The sequence below is a fragment of the Pectinatus cerevisiiphilus genome (assembly GCF_004341685.1).
Taxonomy (GTDB): Bacteria; Bacillota; Negativicutes; order Selenomonadales; family Selenomonadaceae; genus Pectinatus; species Pectinatus cerevisiiphilus.
Genome location: NZ_SMAA01000013.1, coordinates 35,548 through 54,476, shown reverse-complemented (window position 1 = coordinate 54,476; position 18,929 = coordinate 35,548). Strand labels below are relative to the sequence as shown.

Here is an 18,929-nt window from a genome sequence, read left to right as displayed (position 1 = left end):
GCAATAAATGCAAACAAAAAAACCCGTCCCCAAAAGGGACGAGCATTTACCCGTGGTACCACCCTACTTGCTTATGCAAGCCACTTAATTTCAGATACTAACATATCCTAGCCCAAGGTAACGGAGGCAATCCGGCACAGCCTACTACAAATTCAGCTTACTGCTCACAAGTGTATTTCTATTGACGCATTTATCATGTTCCACCGTCCCATGACTCTCTGTAAAACGCTATCCAATATACTTTTCCTGCTCACTGCATTTCATCTTGTATAGAGCAATATATCAACATTTCGCATATTTGTCAAGACATCTTTTGTAAATTTGTCTATCAGGTAATGTCATCTTTATTCAGCCAAATATACGCTAACGTCGCTATCAGGACAATATAAAAAGAGCAGAATCTAATTTGTTTCACGAAAATTAATTTTTCGGTTTAACTTTCGGAAAACAAATCATCTTACTGCTCTTTTCACCGTACTTTATTCATCAACGGCTAGGTTCAATCAACCCATAATTGCCATCTCTGCGCCGATATACTACATTTACATCTTCCGTCTTTGCATCACGGAATACGAAAAATTCATGATTTATGAGATTCATCTGCATAATAGCTTCTTGCACATCCATAGGTTTTACTGCAAAACGTTTTGTTTTTACAACTGGATACTCATCATCTTTATCTTCTGCTTCGTCTCTTGCTGATGCATTGGCAGCTGCAACTGCTTCCATCTTAAAGCTGCCGCTTCTAAAACGACGTTCCAATTTAGTTTTCTGTTTACGTATTTGCCGCTCTAATTTTTCTATGACTAAATCTATAGAAGTGTACATATCCATTGTCGATTCTTCACCGCGCAACAGTATTCCCTGTACAGGAACTGTAACTTCTACAATATGCTGACCTTTTGTTACCGTAAGCAAAACCGTTATTTCACCCACAGTATCAAAATATTTAGTTACCTTGCCGACCTTTTTTTCCACGTAATCGTGCAAAGCTGGAGTGATTTCAATGTTTTTTCCTCTGATAGTGAATGTTGCCATATATCTTCAACACCTTTCTTATGATTCGTGGATCTATATATAATATATTCTCTGATAGTATCTAAAAACCTGCAAAAAATAATATTTTCCAAATATTTTTTAACGAATAAATAGTAAATTTATAAATAATTTTTTCTCTTTACAACTTTTTCCTCTTAAAAATTACATTACTCTTTAAAAATTTATTATCTAAATAATACCTTCACGTATTTATAACAATATTTATTTTATTAGAAAAGTCATAAAAAATTGACTTTTACAATAAAAATTCATATACTGAAAAATGATTGCAGCTATTTTTTATAATTTATATCTTTGTGGTAAACAACTATGCAGACTATTCAAAAGATTAACCAATTTTATTCATTCATCAAGAGAAAAAATAAATCACTCCTTATTATTTTTTTCATAGTCATTTTCATCATTTATTTCATTGTCGGAAAAACTGCCCCCACATCATCCTCAGAAACATTGCCAACAGATAAAAAAGATGATGATGTTAACACCAGCACCACTTATAATTATTTCATCCATCCCGTAAAACCGCTGCGGGATCCTTTTTCAGCAGCTCATCCGCAGGAATATAATAATAAGGTTTCTCCACCTGAGAATCACACTGTTATCAATAATACCGTCCAATCTGTTGAACCTGCCCGTCCTGCAAACGAGATGCCTAATCCTGTTGTAAAAAGCAAAAGTGCGGAACCACCACCAAAATTAGTAGGTATTTTTCTCAATGACACAGCCTCTGCCATCATTATCCATAACAACGAATATTATACGGTAACTACCGGCAGCCATTTTGCTGACTATGAGGTCATATCCATTGATACAGCCAGTATATACTTAAAAAACAGCTATGGACAGCTGCTTATGTGTCGTTTAAAGGGGTTTTAATACATAACATGCGGACAAAATTTATTCACCAGAACCTTGTTCCACTACTTATTACTGTATTTCTTATTTGGGGACATTTTTCCCACGCAGCAGCAATGAGCCTGCATTTGGTTGACGCAGATGTGCGCTATGTTTTAACAGCACTTGCCGCTACCAATAATATAAATATTGTCATTGATGACAACGTGACCGGAACGGTTTCTGTAAACCTTGACGATATTTCTCCTATTGCCGCAATGAAAATCATAGGACGGATCAAAGGTCTTGCTATTGAAGAAGACGATAATGTCTTTTTTATAAGTGATAAAAAAAATATACATTATAATTATGGTAAACTTCATATTTTTAAGATACAATATTATGATCCTGCTATTCTAGCTGATGCTGTACGTATTTCTTTCAACATGCGACCCACCAAGGAAAATACTTCTGCCAATGACACGGAAATCGTTCTCGTGGACAAAGAAAACAATTCCTTATTATTTTATGGTACCGATAGTGAAGCTGAAAGAGTAGCCGATTTCATTAAACGCTTTGATGTACCGAGTAAACAAGTCATGCTGGAAGCTAAGGTTATTGCCATTCAAAAAGACGCATCTGAAAAACTGGGTATAGAGTGGAATTGGTCGCAATTACCTCAATATCCCGACTATGAAAATTCATATGAGACAGTAAAACGGATTGTCCAAAATGACGATGGCAATTATGTATCTGTCAGTGAAAATATTCCCAGCACAAAAATTAATAGAAAAACAAGTGAATTCGACTCCACTCCCGGAATAATACAATTTGGCAGAGGGCCTGCCGGGATTCCTTTTGAATTTTACTATGGTGCTACCTTAAATGCCCTTATAACTGACGGAAAAGCTAGTATTTTAGCCAAACCCAATATCATGACACTCAACAACCATGAAGCTGTTATACGTATTGGCGGCAGCGTCCCCATTCCCAAAACGAGCACCACTGATTCAACTACGACAACAGCTTACGAGTATCATGATACCGGTATAATTTTACGGTATACACCTACAATAAATGACAACGGCGACATAACAGCCACCGTGCATACAGAGGTGAGCAGTCCTTTATACGTGGCAGATTTAAAAGCTTACCGTTTCCAAACAAGATCAGCGGATACTGTGATTCGTCTTAAAGATGGTGAAACTATGATTATAGGTGGACTTATTGGTAGTGAAGAATCAAATAGTATGAGTAAAATTCCCTTTTTAGGCGATATTCCTATCTTAGGGAATTTTTTCCGCAGTGTAAAAAAGAGCAAAACAGATAGTGAGATAATTATATTTCTTACCGCCCATATAAAAAATTCTACTGCTTCATTTTAAAACAATAAAAATTTTACTATATTGCCTATAAATTCTTTACGTTTTTATAAAATAGTAATTATAATTGCCAATTAAAAGGTATTTTCTAATTTTACATTGAATTATATAATAGTATTTTTCTATGATAACCATTTAAAATATAAACTATATTTTTCATACACCAAAAAACTATACCAATATTTAAAAGGAGCTTAAAATGGATATCATTGTGGATTTACCAGCATTGAAAATGCTTTTAATTGCAATAATATTTTTATCTGTACTGATAGAAATAAAAACTGGTGGAACAGGTCTCGGTGCGTTTTTGGGAATAATAGCAGCTGCTGTATTTTGGGGTAGCGGCTATATAAAAGGGCTCGTAAATATATATCACATCGCGCTTTTTCTCGGTGGTATACTTTTCATTATAATAGAATTAGTCACACCAGCTACTGGCATATTTGCCGCTTTGGGTATTGTGATGATGCTTTATAGTATCATTTTAGGGTTGGGTGGAAATATTGATGCCGTTTATATGCTAATTGGTGCCTTAGTCATAGCTATAGTACTATTCGCGTTTATTGTGAAAAAATTACCTTCAAGCAGACTTTGGCAAAAAGTAATCCTAAAGGATTCTTCTACTGAAGACAGGGGCTACACCAGCAGCACCGACAATTCAAGCCTGCTGCACAAGGAAGGGACCGTCCTAACGGAGCTTCGTCCTGCTGGTACTATTTTAATAGATGGTTCACCAATTGATGCTATCTCAGAAGGTGCCTATATAGATAAAGGGAAAAAAATCCGTATTATCAAGATAGAAGGCAACCGCATAATTGTCAGGGAAGTGTAATCAATCGACCTTCTATATTTCTACAAAGTTTATTTTTATTAATTGCTAACTTATTTATTTGGAGGTCATTCTATGGAACCATTACTTATTTCAGGTTTTTTTCTGGTACTTGCAGTCATCGTTGTCATGTTGTTTCTGTACTTTGTACCACTCGGCTTATGGATATCAGCCCTAGCTGCTAATGTTCAGGTAGGTATATTTACATTGATCGGCATGAGAATGCGCCGCGTAATACCGCAACGAATCATTCTGCCACTGATAAAAGCTAATAAAGCAGGCCTAACTGTCAATTCCAACCAATTGGAAGCCCATTATTTAGCAGGAGGCAATGTAGACAAAGTAATCGATGCGCTGATTGCTGCCCATCGTGCCCAGATACCACTTCCTTTCGAACGTTCTGCCGCGATAGACCTTGCTGGTCGCGATGTTTTAGAAGCCGTCCAAATGAGCGTAAACCCGAAAGTAATAGAAACACCTATTGTTTCCGCCGTAGCCAAAAATGGTATCGAACTAAAAATCAAGGCTCGTGTCACCGTCCGTGCCAACATTGACCGCTTAGTCGGCGGTGCTGGGGAACCGACGATAATTGCCCGTGTTGGTGAAGGCATTGTCACCACTGTTGGTTCTTCCGCCAATCATACAGACGTCCTCTCCAATCCAGACGACATCTCGAAAACAGTTCTTGATAAAGGGCTTGATGCCGGTACAGCATTTGAAATACTGTCAATAGATATTGCGGACGTAGACGTCGGCAGAAATATAGGTGCACAACTCCAGACAGACCAGGCCGAAGCCGATAAACGCATAGCACAGGCCAAAGCAGAAGAAAGACGCGCAATGGCAGTGGCTAAAGAACAGGAAATGAAAGCCTATACGCAAGAAATGCAGGCTCGCGTTGTAGAAGCGCAATCAGAAGTTCCCCATGCCCTCGCTACAGCTTTACGCGAAGGAAAAATGGGTGTTATGGATTACTATAATTTAAATAATATTAATGCTGACACAAAAATGCGTGAAACTATAGGTAAAACAGGAACAGAAGAAGCAACTATTACGCCACCGGTGAAATAAAATGAATACACTTATTATAATTGCGGCAATTTTCCTTTGGATAGTTTCCCTTGCCGGTAAAAAGAAGAAAACTACTTCATCCCAGCGCCGCCTGCCACCAATCAGGCGACCACAAGCAACAAAAAGCGCTGATCCTGGTAAAAAAACTCTTGACTACATGATGAAGCGCCCCCAAAATGAAAATACAGCACCATTACCCGAGCAGCCAAAACAGCCCATCCCTACTGAAATAAAGACTTCTGAAAAAGCAGAACCCCTTCCGCATAAACAGGATGAACAAAAACCAGTACCTGCTTTTTCATCCCCACCAACACCGCGCGAAGTACCTGCTAATATTTTATTCCAGCAGGCAGTCACTAAAGCTATGCCATCTTTAGAAAAAAAGGACAATTCCGTGGTAACACCACTAAACATCGATAAAAAAAATATCTTATGCGCCATTACCTATGCGGAGGTGCTCAATCCACCAAAGTCCTTAAAATATCTTGAACGTTACGGCATAAAAAGATTTCCTATAAAATAATATACAAATACTTTTTTAACTTTAAAACGCAGCTTAATTTATTTTCCCAAGCATGATTTAACGCATGAAATGAATATTCTCTAATTGCAAGGTGGCGATACATTATGATCATATTACCCGTGGCTAGGCTGCGCCCTGGGATGACAATTTGTCAAAGTGTCTTCGATGATAAAGGGCTTTTTCTGCTGCGTCGCGGTACAAAGCTGAGTAGCTTTTATATTTTTAAACTAAAACGGGCTGGTATCAAAGAAATTGCTGTAGCCTCCACTAACGCTTATGCCAATTATCCCCTTTCGGAAGACATTGTCTGCGAAACAACCCGCATTGCTGCGATAAAGAATCTTTCAAACACAATAGACCATTTAGAAAAAAAAGGGATTCTCCTGCTTGATAAGCTACAAAGTTCCATTTCAGCTATAATAAGGGAAGTCACCAGCAATAAACAAGCTCTTGTCCAATTAAATGATATCCGCATGTATGACAGTTATACTTTAGTCCATTCTGTCAATGTTTCCATATTATCAGCTTTAATTGGTTCTTTATTGAATCTCACCCACGAAGAAATGGAAGATTTAACGCTCGGCGCTATCTTGCATGACATTGGGAAAATAGCTATCCCTATAGAGCTCCTCAATAAAAAAACACCGCTCACGCAGGATGAGTTCATCTTTATGAAAAAACATCCTGTATTTTCAGTACAGAAATTACATGAAGGCGGCTGTTTTAATGCTAATATCATCGACATTGCTGGACAGCATCACGAAAAGATAGACGGAACAGGATACCCTTATGGTTTGCGTGGTAACCAAATACATCTTTTTGCTAAGATAGCCGCCATAGCCGATGTTTATGATGCACTTACAAGTGTACGCCCGTATAAAAAAGCTTATAAACCGCATATTTCTTTTACCATTATGACTTCTCATTCAAAAGGGCAATTTGATACGAATTTGTTACAAAAATTTTTTGACCATGTCGCGCTTTATCCAAATGGTACAATTTTAAAGACTAACCGTGGCATTGCCATAGTCAAAGAATCCTTTTTAGGTAAAGTATTAACCCCTATTATCTATATTTTTGCCGATGGTAACAATGTGCTTTTTAAAACTCCTATATTAGTTGATATGTCCCAGGACAATAGCTGTACTATTGAAAGTGTATATGACGATTATGAAATTCTTAGCCTTGTACAGGCAATACATTTTGATCCTGCCAGTCTGCTAAGCGACACTGAAGAATAAAAAAAGCTTAATAGCGCTCACAAATAAAACACCCTCATCTACAGCAGCTATGCCAAAGATGAGGGTGCTTTCTATGCATGTCGATACAATTTTATTTCATTTCCACGCGAAAACTTTTTCTTATCCTAGTTTTATCTAACCTTTCACACGGAATGGAATCGTCACTACAATTACATTTTCTTTAAAAATCAATAACGTACGCAAAATCAAGCCCGTCTGATTATGCAATAGTTTATGCCACCATTTTGTCGTTTGTATTTCAGGAATAAGCACTGTTATATAATCTTCTGGTCTTTTACTAGCTGCTACTTTTTTTACAAAATCAAGCAACGGCTGTATAACCATCCGGTAAGGGGATTGTATCGTAACAATGCTAATTTCCGGATCCTGTACATGCCATACCTTTTTTACATAATCGGCATTTTTGTCGTCAGTAGCAATGTGCACAGCAATTACCTCATCGCCTATTTTTCGTGCATAACGCATTGCTTCTATAACACTTCGCGTAGGATATGATATAGGTAAGATTACATAATTTTTCATTATCGGTGAACTAATATAGCTAAATTTTTCACCGGGTTTAAGCGCAAGCTCCCTACCCATACCAGTATAATGAGTTTTTATTTTTTTGAAACAATATACTACTACCGGTATAAAAATAAGAATGATCCATGCACCGTAAAAGAATTTTGTAACAATAATAATTAATACTATTATGCCTGTTATAAAAGCACCAAGCGCGTTGACAAAAACACGCCACTGCCAACATTTACTCTTATTATGCAGCCAATGCACAACCATACCAGATTGCGCAATAGTAAAGGAAAGAAAAACACCTATGGCATATAAAGAAATCAAATGTTCTACATCGCCGTCAAAAATAATCAGCAGTAATGCAGTCGCCAAGCTGAGCAATAGGATACCATTAGAAAAGCTTAGACGTTCACCCCGCTGCCCAAGATAACGCGGCAGGTAACCATCTTTTGCTATGATTGATAAAAGCGGTGGTAACCCATTATAAGCTGTATTGGCCGCCAAAAACAATATCAACATTGTCACTAACTGGAAGAAATAATAAAAATAACCACGTCCGACAATTCTTTCAGCAATTTGTGATATCATAGTCACATTATATTCAGGCATAATATGATAATGCAGCATTAAAAACGATATGCCCAGCAACATAATTGCCAAAAGTCCTGACATATAATAAGTTGTATGAATAGCATTTTTATATTCAGGTTTCTTAAACATGGGCACGCCATTAGCTATTGCTTCTAAGCCCGTCATTGAACTACAGCCATTGGCAAAAGCACGTAAGATAAGAAAGAATATCATCATATCCATCGGTTGCTTTTGCATGGAAGCCTCTGCAAAAACTGGGTCTGTTCCTGTAAGTACTTGAAAAACCCCCATAACTATCAGCGCCAAAATCCCACCGACAAAAAGATATGTCGGCAAAACAAAAAATTTAGCCGACTCACTTACGCCACGTAAATTAATAATGGTTAGTACACAAAACAAAACAGCTAAATCAAGAAATAGTTTATATTCGCCTATGAAGGGAAATGCCGAGATAAGTGCCGCAGTACCAGTCGTGATACTAACAGCTACAGTGAGTATATAATCCGTAAAAAGAGCTGCTCCCGCTACCAGCGCCGGTTTTTCGCCAAGATTTTCTCTTGCTACAGAATACGACCCACCGCCACCCGGATTAGCTCTGGCAACTTGTGCATAGGAAATAGTCACTATTGCAAGCAAAACAATAATAGGGATCAATGAATAAAGATAATATCCATATGTGATAAAACCAGATAGCGCTAAAACAACAGCAATCTGCTCAGGTCCATAACTCACTGAAGACAATGCATCCGAAGAGAATATAGCCAGTGCCTTCCACTTCGGTAAGCGCTGATAAAAGGCCTCATCATTTTTTAAGGGACGCCCTATCAGCAATCTCTTTATTCTGGTAAACAAATCCAACTCCCCCTGCAATAATTTTAGTCCCTATAATATAATACAATTTTCCGCTTTATGCAATATAAATAAAACCACCAGTAATACTCTTAAATTTTTTATATCAGCTATTGAAAAATTTTTCTAAAATCCATAATACACTGCCATACTGATTGAAATAATAAAACATTAAAAGGTAATTTTCTCTTAATACAGAATAATTATAATAATACATTTATTAAAGGAGGCTGATATCATGACAACATACAACAGCACAAATATAAGGAACATCGCAATAGTAGGCCACAGTAAATGCGGAAAAACATCCATCGCCGAAGCGTGTTTATATAAGTCGGGCAGCATAGGCCGCTTAGGTAAAACGCGGGAAGGAACCTCTGCACTTGATTACGAACCTGAAGAAATAAAAAGAAAAATGAGTATTAATACTTCTCTTGGTGCCTGCGAATGGCAGGGCTATAAAATAAATTTACTCGATACTCCTGGCTATCCTGATTTCACTAGTGAAGTCCAAGCGGCTATGTCCGTATCTGAAGCAGCTCTCATAGTAGTATCAGCCTCTTCAGGTGTCGAAGTGAGCACCACTAAAGCTTGGCATTATGCCCAAAAGCTATCTCTTCCACGGGCTATTTTTATAAATAAACTCGATCGCGAATATGTAGATTTTAATAAAACAATAGATGAACTGCGCGCAACTTTTGGTAAAGGTGTAGTTCCTATCCAAATTCCTATAGGACAGGCAAACAGTTTTCATGGGGTAGCCGATCTCATAACGATGAACACTAAAGTGTTAATAAAAAACAAAACACAGATATATGACATTCCCGATTATATGAAATCCGCTGTAGACACCGCCCGTCATATGCTGCTTGAATCCATAGCAGAATTTAATGACGAACTGCTTGAAAAATATTTGGACGGAAAAGAAATAACTGAAACAGAAACTGCTGCTGCCCTTATTGAAGGTATAGTAAATGCAAAAATTTTTCCTGTATTATGCGGCTCAGCTGAAAAATGTGTCGGTTTTAGACAGCTTTTAAACAGTATTGTAGAATACATGCCCACTCCTTACTTTAAAACATCTGTCGGTGTCAATCCTCTTACGCAAGAAATAGAAGAGCGTTCCACAGAGGATGCTTTTTCTTCATTTATTTTTAAAACAGTAGTCGACCAGTTCATCGGCAGAACAAGCTATGTAAAAATATTATCAGGCAGTATAACAGAAAACAGTACGCTTTACAACCCGAACGAAAAAAAGCTGAACGATTAGGTTCCATATATACAGCCTGCGGGAAAAATCAAAAAAACATTAAGCAGGCTGCCGCTGGTGATATTATTATTATCAATAAATTACAGTACAGTAAAACAAATGATACATTATGTGTAGAAAAACTTCCTATCCTTTATGAAAAACTAAATTATGCTGAACCCATGTATAAAATGGCTATAACAGCCAAAGATAAAGCAGATGAAGATAGGTTGGGGACTGCTCTTTGCCGACTTACTGATGAAGAACCTAGTATAAAAATTACCAGAGATGAACAAACAAATGAATTATGTATCAGCGGCGTAGGTGAACTTCACCTCACGATAGCACTTGAAAAACTAAAGCGCAAATTTGGTGTAACAGCCTGTCTGCAAGAACCATCTATCGCTTACATGGAAACCATAAAGAAAAATGCTAAGGCAGAGGGCAAATACAAAAAACAAAGCGGTGGTCACGGCCAATATGGCGATGTCTGGTTAGAAATTTCACCTTTAGACCGCAGCAGCGGCATTATATTCACCGAATCCATATTTGGTGGTGCTGTTCCCCGTCAATATATTCCCGCAGTTGAAAAAGGAGTAAAAGAAACACTAGCCAAAGGCCTTATCGCCGGCTATCCTATGACTGATATCAAAGTCAATCTTTATGACGGGTCTTACCATACTGTCGATTCATCAGAACAGGCTTTTAAAGCAGCAGCATCACTTGCTTTAAAAAAAGCCGTTCCTGAAGCGAACCCCATCATTTTAGAACCTTATTATCTAGTTGACATAGTTACCCCTAATTATTTTATGGGGACTGTTATAAACGGCTTGACCGCACATAGGGGGCGCATTATGAGCACGACCAGTCCGTCTTTATCTATCAGCAAAATACAAGCGCAGGTGCCCGAAGCGGAACTTACAAAATACGCAATTGAGCTACGTTCGCAAACACAAGGACGCGGCAGCTATGCCTTGAAATTTTCTCATTACGAAGAAATTCCTGCCAAAATCCGTGATACACTTTTAACAAAATAAGCACCACTAAACCTGAGTTATAAATTTTAGTTATAAATTTTTTATTCATTTTATTCATAATGAACAGTTCACAAATCCGTACTATTAAGCTATACTTTATTTAGTGCGGATTTTTTTTATTTCCAGCCTTGTCAGTTTAAAGCAAAGACAGAAACTGTTCTTCCCTAAACAATTTTTAAAATTCCACTAAAATAATTTTGGTAAATAATGAACTACTTACTCATAAGGAGGAGTTAATATGGCTACTGTACCGAAACTAAACACACTTCACTTATCGGAAAAAACTCCTTTTAAAGTTGTTGCCCCTTTTGAACCAATGGGTGATCAAAAAAAAGCAATCAAAGACCTGTCCGCCGGCATCGAAAACGGACAAACGGCCCAAGTACTGCTTGGTGCCACAGGAACAGGAAAAACATTTACTATAGCTAAAGTGATTGAGAAAGTACAAAAACCAACTTTAGTAATAGCACATAATAAAACACTGGCAGCACAGCTTGCCAGCGAATTCAAAGAATTTTTCCCCAATAATGCAGTTGAATATTTTGTCAGTTACTATGACTATTATCAACCAGAAGCCTATATTGCCCAGACAGATACATACATAGAAAAAGATTCCTCCATCAATGATGAAATTGATAAACTGCGCCATTCCGCTACATGCTCATTATTCGAAAGACGTGACGTCATTATCGTAGCAAGTGTGTCATGTATATATGGCTTAGGTTCCCCGGAAGATTACTACGAATTAGTTTTATCAGTACGCCGCGGTGAAGAATATCCCCGCGATGCCATTCTAAAAAAATTAGTACAAATACAATATGAACGAAACGACATCAATTTCGTACGTGGTAAATTTCGCGTCCATGGTGATATTATTGAAGTTTATCCTGCCGGCTATCAAGACCGTGCCGTAAGAATAGAACTTTTTGGTGATGAAGTGGACCGTATCAGTGAATTTGACCCGCTCACCGGAGAAATACTCAGTGAACGAAAAAGTGTCACTGTTTTTCCTGCTTCCCATTATGTCACTTCACCGGAAAAGATGGATAAAGCCATAAAATCCATCGAAGTTGAACTCAATGAACAACTCCAATACCTAAAAGGTGAAGGCAAACTGCTAGAAGCACAAAGGCTTAAACAACGTACTAATTATGACTTGGAAATAATGCAGGAAATGGGCTATTGTTCCGGTATCGAAAACTATTCGCGCCATCTGACCGGGCGAAAAAAAGGTGATTCCCCCTATACCTTACTGGATTATTTTCCAGACGATTTTCTCATCGTAATAGACGAATCCCATGTTACCCTGCCGCAACTGCGTGCTATGTACGCAGGCGACCGTTCGCGTAAGGTATCACTTGTAGATAACGGGTTTCGGCTGCCTTCTGCATTTGATAACCGCCCACTGCGTTTTGAAGAATTTGTTGCTAGAATTAACCAAATAATTTATGTTTCTGCCACACCTGCACCGTATGAACTTGCACAAGCCAGCCAAATAGTGGAACAAGTCATTAGACCTACCGGCCTTCTCGACCCCGAGATAGAAATACGTCCTTTACAAAACCAAATGGATGATCTTTTAAACGAAATTCACCTCCGCATGGATAAACACGAACGTGTCCTTATCACTACTTTAACCAAAAAAATGGCAGAAAATTTGACTGACTATTTAAAAGAAATGGGGATAAAAGTCCGTTATCTTCACTCTGATATAGCCACAATAGAACGGGCAGAAATAATCCGTGATTTGCGGCTGGGCGTCTTTGATGTATTGGTAGGCATAAACCTTTTACGAGAAGGCCTTGATATGCCAGAAGTATCTCTGGTAGCAATTCTTGATGCCGACAAAGAAGGCTTTCTCCGCTCAGAAACGTCACTAATCCAAACAATGGGAAGAGCTGCCCGCAATGCCCATGGGAAAGTAATATTATATGCCGATCGGATGACAGATTCCATGAAAAAAGCTATCGACGAAACCGACCGTAGGCGTAAAGTTCAGGATGATTATAATAAAAAACACGGTATTATCCCTAAAACAATTGAAAAAAAGGTTAAAAATCTTATTGAAACTACGATGGTAGCTGAAAATACCACAGAATATAAAACCTCTAAAAAGAAGCTAAAAATGACTGCTAAAGAACGGCAAAAACTAATTGGCACACTCACAAAAGAAATGCAAGCGGCATCACGGGCCCTTGAATTTGAAAAAGCCGCCGAATTGCGTGATGTAATATTCGAATTGCAAAATAAAGCCAATACTAAAGTTTCTAAACACAGGAAATAATTAATTGCTAGCATTCATGACAAAACTATTCGCATTAATATAAAAACAGAGTCAGCCATATTTTATTATGGGGACTCTGCTTTTTGTCTATTCAAAGTCAATTTTTACATATTATTTTACGAATAAAGTCCCATACTGGATATATATGCTATGATTACAGCTACCGGTCCTGTAATCAGCCTAGAATAAAGTACTGCTGGCACACCAAGTTCTATTGTTTCAGGTTCTGCTTCTCCCAGACTCAAGCCTACTGGAACAAAGTCAGCTCCGACTTGGGCATTAATTGCAAACAAAGCGGGTAAAGCGTATTGAGGAGGAATATGACCTAACCCAATTTCAACGCCAAGCAGGCTGCCTACCACCTGGGCTATTACTGCCCCCGGACCAAGCACCGGTGAAATAAAAGGCAACGCACAAACGATGGATATTCCTATCATTCCTGGCAACGTGCTAGCCAATGGTGACAATGTTTTAGCTATAATATTCCCTATACCAGACGCACTGATTATTCCTAAAATCATACTCACAAAGGCCATAAAAGGTAAAATATTTTTTATTACCATATCAATAGTTTCACGTCCGGCCTGATAAAATTTATTAACGACAGAACCGACGCCGATACCTATTCGCGTAATAATATTTTTTTTCTTCCCCGCGTTCATTTTTGCTAATTCTTCTCTTGCCTGCGCTTTTGTTTTTGCTTGAGAAGCTATCGTCTCCACTTGCTTTACTGAGGCAGTAACTGCTTCGACATCAGCAAAAGTTATACAATCTTCCGTCACATCTGAAACATAAATGTCTTCTGTCATAAATTGCGCTAAAGGCCCTGATTTTCCTACAGCTGTTAAATTAACAGTAAATATTTTCTTCTTAGGGTAGACACCACAACGTGCAGTTCCACCACAGTTAACAACTGCAACCATTACTTCTTCGTCGGGAATCCCTGTACTAAATCCATCAACAGGTATGCCACCTGTCATTTCTGCTATTTTTTGAGCTACAGGATGTATTCCACCACCTGTCACACATAATATTTTATTACGACTGTCTGTTGGTGTTATTGTCAAAGGTCCACCCCATCCAGCTTTACCTCTTTTTATAGTAACCGATTTATACATCAAATCTATCTCCTTTACTTTCAATCTATTTTTTCATCATAGTATATATTTTTTCCGTTACTACACCGCGAATTAAAATTACTACTATTCCTACAAAAAAATATCGAACAGCTAGATCACCTAATGGGAGACCAAGATTACTTATTCCTGTAGCAATCCCCATATACACAAATAATTCACCACCATTAGCATGGGGAAACAAGCCCGTTACAGGATGTAGAAAACTTACAGTTGCATCATAAAAAGCCGGTTTATATTTTTCTTCAACAAAACGGCCAAAAGAGTAACACATAGGATTAGCCAAAAATATAACAGCCAAAATAGGAACGATCGTATAACGCGTTATTGTATATTTTGTAGCTGTTTTAGCCATGCTATAAACCTTATCTTCCCCTATTAATTTAATAACGGCACTCACTGCAGTCATTAATACTATTACTAGAGGAATAATTCCGGTGACCCAAGAAACAAAAGTTGCTGCCCCCGCTTTAAATAATTCAATAAAGCTATTTGCTAAAGCTGCAATAATTTCCATAATACCCCTTCTTTTCTCATAAAAATAATTTTTCACATATTTCTTATAATTACTATTAACTTACTAAAATTAAAAACAGGAACCAAGAATCTAACTCTATTTTCTGTTTCTATATCAAATCTATTACAAGCAAAAGCCATTATAATATTAACCATAAAATATTTTCCTATAAAACTTCTTTTAACAGTTTATTCTGCAAAATTTTCGTTTTATTTTCTAAATTACTGTACATGTTTATAATAAAAACATATATACTGATTTCAGCAATATCTTTAAATATGTACTTTGTCAGATAAATTATGGCATAGTCCCTACAAATATCAATATTTACAGAAGGAAAATATTAATGATCAATTTTTAGATATAAAATTTCAGATGGAATAAAATTCCATCTGAAATAATTACTTATTTATTGACAGGAACTTTATGTTATCGTATTCTTGTATTGGTTAGATATCAGCCAAAGATAATAACCATACTTACCACTGTAAAATTGCCGTTTTGCAGTGGTTTTTTATTTATACAACACATAAAGACTCACTCCTCAATTACTTTCTATACATATCATCCTGTTCTTTTCGAACATTATAAAGCTGTGTACTTGTATCAAGTTCTACATCGCTTAAAGTAAGCAATTGCCCTTTTTTGACATCTTTTTTCATCTTACTTTTCTTATTTATCAAACCATAGACAACATATCCATTAGCACGGGTTTCTTCAGCAGTAGCAATAGAACCATAAGTAGTGTATCCACCAATACCATCTATATATTCACCTGCTTTTAAATCCTTTTTAGCCACTGTTATACATTCGCTTACAGGCCCGTCAATAGGGATAATTGTTGGTTCCCTATCTATTACAGCTTTAGCAACCGTAAGTGGTGTTTCAAGATTGCACAAATGATATGGCCGATATAACGTCCACAATGGACCTGGTCCCATACTATGATATTGCATCTGATAAGCAATTTCTGCATTTTCTGTAGCTATTGTAACAAAAACCCCTGGAGCTATACCATTGACATATTCTACTACACCATGCTTATTAAGTATCCCACCATCTTTTTTCAACCGGAAAATACTATTTAATTCCTTACATCTTTCCGCCGGTGAAGCAGAAGGTCCATGTCCACCAATAATATCAGGAATCAGGCCTGTTGCATTTGACATTGCTGTCATCTCTACCATTGTTTTAGTCCCGTCCTTAAATGCGCATAGCATTCTTGGACTCATTTTCCGACGAGTTGCTTCTGGAAGTACTGTATCTGGATTGCACGCATAATCCAATTTATTATTTTTACCTTTACCCATAACCTTAACCTGCATCCCCATAGCTTTAGCAAATGAGTAAAGCTCCATAACAGTACCTGGTTCATCTCCCGCCGAGCCAGTATATATAACATTATTTTTTTCGCCCAATTTCTTCAAATAGGGTCCTATTACTACATCTGTTTCTACGTCCATCATTACAACATGTTTACCGTTATTCATAGAATCTATTGCTATTTTTACACCGACTTCCGGGACACCTGTTACATCAATAGCACATTCCACCAAATTGGCTTGGGATATTAGTTCTGAATTTTCGGTAGCAACATATTTCCCCATTTCCATATATTTATTAGCTTCTTCCAACGTTTTAGCAACAACTATTTGATCATCAGTTATTCCTGCATAATGAAAAGCATTTATAACATTTTCCAGCTTTATATTAGATACAATTGCTGGTGATATTCCCTTCATGATTGCCATCTGGGTTACCATACCTCTTCCCATTTGACCTGCACCGACTATACCGGTACGAATAATCTTACCTTCTTCTTCTCTTTTTAAAAGCTTTTGATCCATGTTTAACATAGTTATTCACACTCCAAATTTATATTAAGTTTTGAAACAGCATATTAATAGATACTTATATTGACACCCTTTTGTATATCCTTCTCAGTCAATACTTCCTGTCCACAAAGCATTATATGTCCTGGTAAAAAAGGTACTTCTCCACCTGAGAAATTTAAAGTTGCGTGTCCCATTTGTCTAAATGTATTTTGAGCTTCTTCCCCAACAGCAGTTATATCGAAAGCTTTTTTACCAATTATCAAAGTATCCCCTTTTTTAATCCAACCATTTAATTTAGATTTTTCATGTAAAACAGATATTTCAGCTAGTTCTGGTGGTGCATTATCATCAAAAACAATTAAGTAATTCAATTCTTTCAAAAAACCTATTGCTTCCATTCCCCACCCAGTTATATTACTGCTATACTTCATTTTTATCATCTCCCTTCATGTAAAAGTAATATTTTCTATATGCTCAGCATTGCTTTTTCTTTTTGTAACCGTTCACATAAGGCATCAATAGCTTGAATATGTCCTTGCATTTTCTTCCTTTGCCTTTTGTTGAGGAGTTTATATTCAGCTTTTATCATAAAAATATTTTCATTAATAAGTTCCTTTATTTTTTTAAATCTATTAAAAATGGTAAACCCAGATAAAATTTCTCCGTCTACTATATTTCCATTTTTATCGCAAGCGATTATCACAATATTCCCCGAGAAAAATGATCTTTTACCGCCAATACCAATATTTCCCTTTTTATGAAGCCGTCGTATTGATTTCTTATATAAGCGTACTTGAAAATATGTCCCAATCGCCTGTATTACCATAAAAATCAATAAACAGATTCCCAAAATAGTAATATCCATATCTTTACTCCTTATAATTTAATAAATCCTCAGCTGATTCAGAATCAGTTATCAAAACGTTTATTATCTTTCCCTTTATTGCCCCTAACAAACTTTCTAATTTATTTTTTCCTGCTGCAATTCCTACTCTGCAGCGTACTTTTTTTAAATCATCTATCGGCATAGCTGCAATCAGATGATTAAATGACGCGAATTGTTCAGTTGAACCATTTCTATCATAAAATTGTGCAGCAGCATCTCCTACCATACCTAACTCAATAAACTTATCAAACAATTCTTCACTAATATATCCAGCCTTAACCAAAGTAGAAGTTTCTTTTGCCGACACACCAATCCCCATAACCACAATCGATATTTTTTTAAAAGCTTTTACAATACGCTGCATAGAATATTCTTCTAAAAATTGTTTAAGCATATCAGGTTTTGAAAAAACTAACGGGGCAAAAAATTGAAGACAATCCGCATGAAATACTTTGGCAAATGACATCGCTACATAATTAGAATGAATGTCATACCTATTTTCATCCATCCCCCCCATAATTGGGACAAATGTGCATTTTTTCGATTCAACTGCGTAATGTCCCTGTAATAAGTTGAGTAAGGTACGTCCCATCGTAACTCCTACAAAATCTTTATCTTCAATTACGCGTGAAAGAAATTTGAATGTCTCTTTAGCAATATCTTCATTTATAGCATCCGTAAGTGCTGCATTTCCAGAAGCAGCAATTATAACTTCTGATAGACCAAATTTTTTTTCTATTTCTCTTTCAAGATTACCAAATGCCACGTTATCAGGATTTATGACCTCAATTTTAACAATTCCATTCTCATGCCCACTTTTTATCATTCTTGCCACCGATGGGCGGGAAATTTGTAATATATCAGAAATCTCTTGTTGATTTAATCCATCATCATAATACAAACTACAACATTTAAAAATTAATCTTATATCATCAACTATTTTTTTCACACTTAACTCCACAATTTCCACAATATATAATAATTACTTAATCTTTCTATCTTTAAAGGTATTTTATATATTGCTTAATATAAATATCAAATAATATAAACTATCATTTATGACTTTTATCTT

The 18,929-nt window shown here is 36.7% G+C and carries 17 protein-coding genes, 1 pseudogene and 1 other annotated feature; of the genes and pseudogenes, 10 read left to right on the top strand and 8 right to left on the bottom strand.

Annotation, left to right across the window (positions count from 1 at the left end):
- Positions 1 to 31 precede the first annotated feature (31 nt).
- Positions 32 to 263: a binding site (T-box leader), on the bottom strand.
- 223 nt (positions 264 to 486) lie between these two features.
- The gene (gene hpf / locus EDC37_RS09030; RefSeq protein WP_132550561.1) at positions 487 to 1,038 is read right to left on the bottom strand and encodes a ribosome hibernation-promoting factor, HPF/YfiA family; all 552 of its coding nucleotides are present in this window, start codon (positions 1,036 to 1,038) and stop codon (positions 487 to 489) included.
- Positions 1,039 to 1,368: 330 nt separating this feature from the next.
- Here hpf and EDC37_RS09025 point away from each other — a divergent pair, with 330 nt between their 5' ends.
- The 6 genes from EDC37_RS09025 (at position 1,369) to EDC37_RS09000 (ending at position 6,939) form a co-directional block, all read left to right on the top strand.
- The gene (locus EDC37_RS09025; RefSeq protein WP_132550559.1) at positions 1,369 to 1,935 is read left to right on the top strand and encodes a hypothetical protein; all 567 of its coding nucleotides are present in this window, start codon (positions 1,369 to 1,371) and stop codon (positions 1,933 to 1,935) included.
- 8 nt (positions 1,936 to 1,943) lie between these two features.
- Positions 1,944 to 3,278, top strand: coding sequence for a type II secretion system protein GspD (locus EDC37_RS09020; RefSeq protein ID WP_132550557.1), 1,335 nt, complete (start codon positions 1,944 to 1,946; stop codon positions 3,276 to 3,278).
- A 196-nt stretch (positions 3,279 to 3,474) separates the two neighbouring features.
- Complete coding sequence (locus EDC37_RS09015) at positions 3,475 to 4,107, top strand: NfeD family protein (RefSeq protein WP_132550554.1); 633 nt, start codon at positions 3,475 to 3,477, stop codon at positions 4,105 to 4,107.
- A 72-nt stretch (positions 4,108 to 4,179) separates the two neighbouring features.
- Complete coding sequence (floA, locus tag EDC37_RS09010; RefSeq protein ID WP_132550552.1) at positions 4,180 to 5,175, top strand: flotillin-like protein FloA; 996 nt, start codon at positions 4,180 to 4,182, stop codon at positions 5,173 to 5,175.
- Between the two features lies 1 nt (position 5,176).
- Positions 5,177 to 5,698, top strand: a complete 522-nt coding sequence (locus EDC37_RS09005; RefSeq protein WP_132550550.1) for a hypothetical protein — start codon at positions 5,177 to 5,179, stop codon at positions 5,696 to 5,698.
- Positions 5,699 to 5,802: 104 nt separating this feature from the next.
- Entirely contained in the window at positions 5,803 to 6,939 is a 1,137-nt protein-coding gene (locus EDC37_RS09000) for an HD-GYP domain-containing protein (protein WP_132550548.1), read from the top strand.
- A 135-nt stretch (positions 6,940 to 7,074) separates the two neighbouring features.
- Here the strand turns inward: EDC37_RS09000 and EDC37_RS08995 are convergent, their stop codons facing one another.
- Positions 7,075 to 8,916: an APC family permease gene (locus tag EDC37_RS08995; RefSeq protein ID WP_132550546.1), complete on the bottom strand. Its 1,842-nt coding sequence runs from the start codon at positions 8,914 to 8,916 to the stop codon at positions 7,075 to 7,077.
- A gap of 235 nt (positions 8,917 to 9,151) precedes the next feature.
- Here EDC37_RS08995 and EDC37_RS12545 point away from each other — a divergent pair, with 235 nt between their 5' ends.
- The 4 genes and pseudogenes from EDC37_RS12545 to uvrB all read left to right on the top strand — a co-directional run bounded on the left by EDC37_RS12545 (position 9,152) and on the right by uvrB (position 13,483).
- The gene (locus tag EDC37_RS12545; protein WP_243642180.1) at positions 9,152 to 10,183 is read left to right on the top strand and encodes a GTP-binding protein; all 1,032 of its coding nucleotides are present in this window, start codon (positions 9,152 to 9,154) and stop codon (positions 10,181 to 10,183) included.
- Between the two features lie 5 nt (positions 10,184 to 10,188).
- Positions 10,189 to 10,239 (top strand): annotated as a pseudogene (locus EDC37_RS12675) (hypothetical protein); the annotation flags it as partial.
- A 105-nt stretch (positions 10,240 to 10,344) separates the two neighbouring features.
- Positions 10,345 to 11,199, top strand: a complete 855-nt coding sequence (locus EDC37_RS12540) for a translation factor GTPase family protein (protein ID WP_243642179.1) — start codon at positions 10,345 to 10,347, stop codon at positions 11,197 to 11,199.
- A gap of 238 nt (positions 11,200 to 11,437) precedes the next feature.
- Positions 11,438 to 13,483: an excinuclease ABC subunit UvrB gene (gene uvrB / locus EDC37_RS08985; RefSeq protein ID WP_132550544.1), complete on the top strand. Its 2,046-nt coding sequence runs from the start codon at positions 11,438 to 11,440 to the stop codon at positions 13,481 to 13,483.
- A gap of 116 nt (positions 13,484 to 13,599) precedes the next feature.
- Here the strand turns inward: uvrB and srlE are convergent, their stop codons facing one another.
- The 6 genes from srlE to EDC37_RS08955 all read right to left on the bottom strand — a co-directional run bounded on the left by srlE (position 13,600) and on the right by EDC37_RS08955 (position 18,806).
- Positions 13,600 to 14,601: a PTS glucitol/sorbitol transporter subunit IIB gene (gene srlE / locus EDC37_RS08980; protein ID WP_132550542.1), complete on the bottom strand. Its 1,002-nt coding sequence runs from the start codon at positions 14,599 to 14,601 to the stop codon at positions 13,600 to 13,602.
- Between the two features lie 25 nt (positions 14,602 to 14,626).
- Positions 14,627 to 15,136, bottom strand: coding sequence for a PTS glucitol/sorbitol transporter subunit IIC (gene srlA / locus EDC37_RS08975; RefSeq protein WP_132550540.1), 510 nt, complete (start codon positions 15,134 to 15,136; stop codon positions 14,627 to 14,629).
- A gap of 548 nt (positions 15,137 to 15,684) precedes the next feature.
- On the bottom strand, positions 15,685 to 16,992 hold the full coding sequence (locus EDC37_RS12280) for an NAD(P)H-dependent oxidoreductase (RefSeq protein WP_165874490.1): 1,308 nt from the start codon (positions 16,990 to 16,992) through the stop codon (positions 15,685 to 15,687).
- A gap of 44 nt (positions 16,993 to 17,036) precedes the next feature.
- Complete coding sequence (locus tag EDC37_RS08965; protein ID WP_132550538.1) at positions 17,037 to 17,402, bottom strand: PTS glucitol/sorbitol transporter subunit IIA; 366 nt, start codon at positions 17,400 to 17,402, stop codon at positions 17,037 to 17,039.
- A gap of 35 nt (positions 17,403 to 17,437) precedes the next feature.
- Entirely contained in the window at positions 17,438 to 17,836 is a 399-nt protein-coding gene (locus EDC37_RS08960; protein ID WP_132550536.1) for a transcriptional regulator GutM, read from the bottom strand.
- A gap of 4 nt (positions 17,837 to 17,840) precedes the next feature.
- Entirely contained in the window at positions 17,841 to 18,806 is a 966-nt protein-coding gene (locus tag EDC37_RS08955) for a sugar-binding transcriptional regulator (protein ID WP_132550534.1), read from the bottom strand.
- Positions 18,807 to 18,929 lie beyond the last annotated feature (123 nt).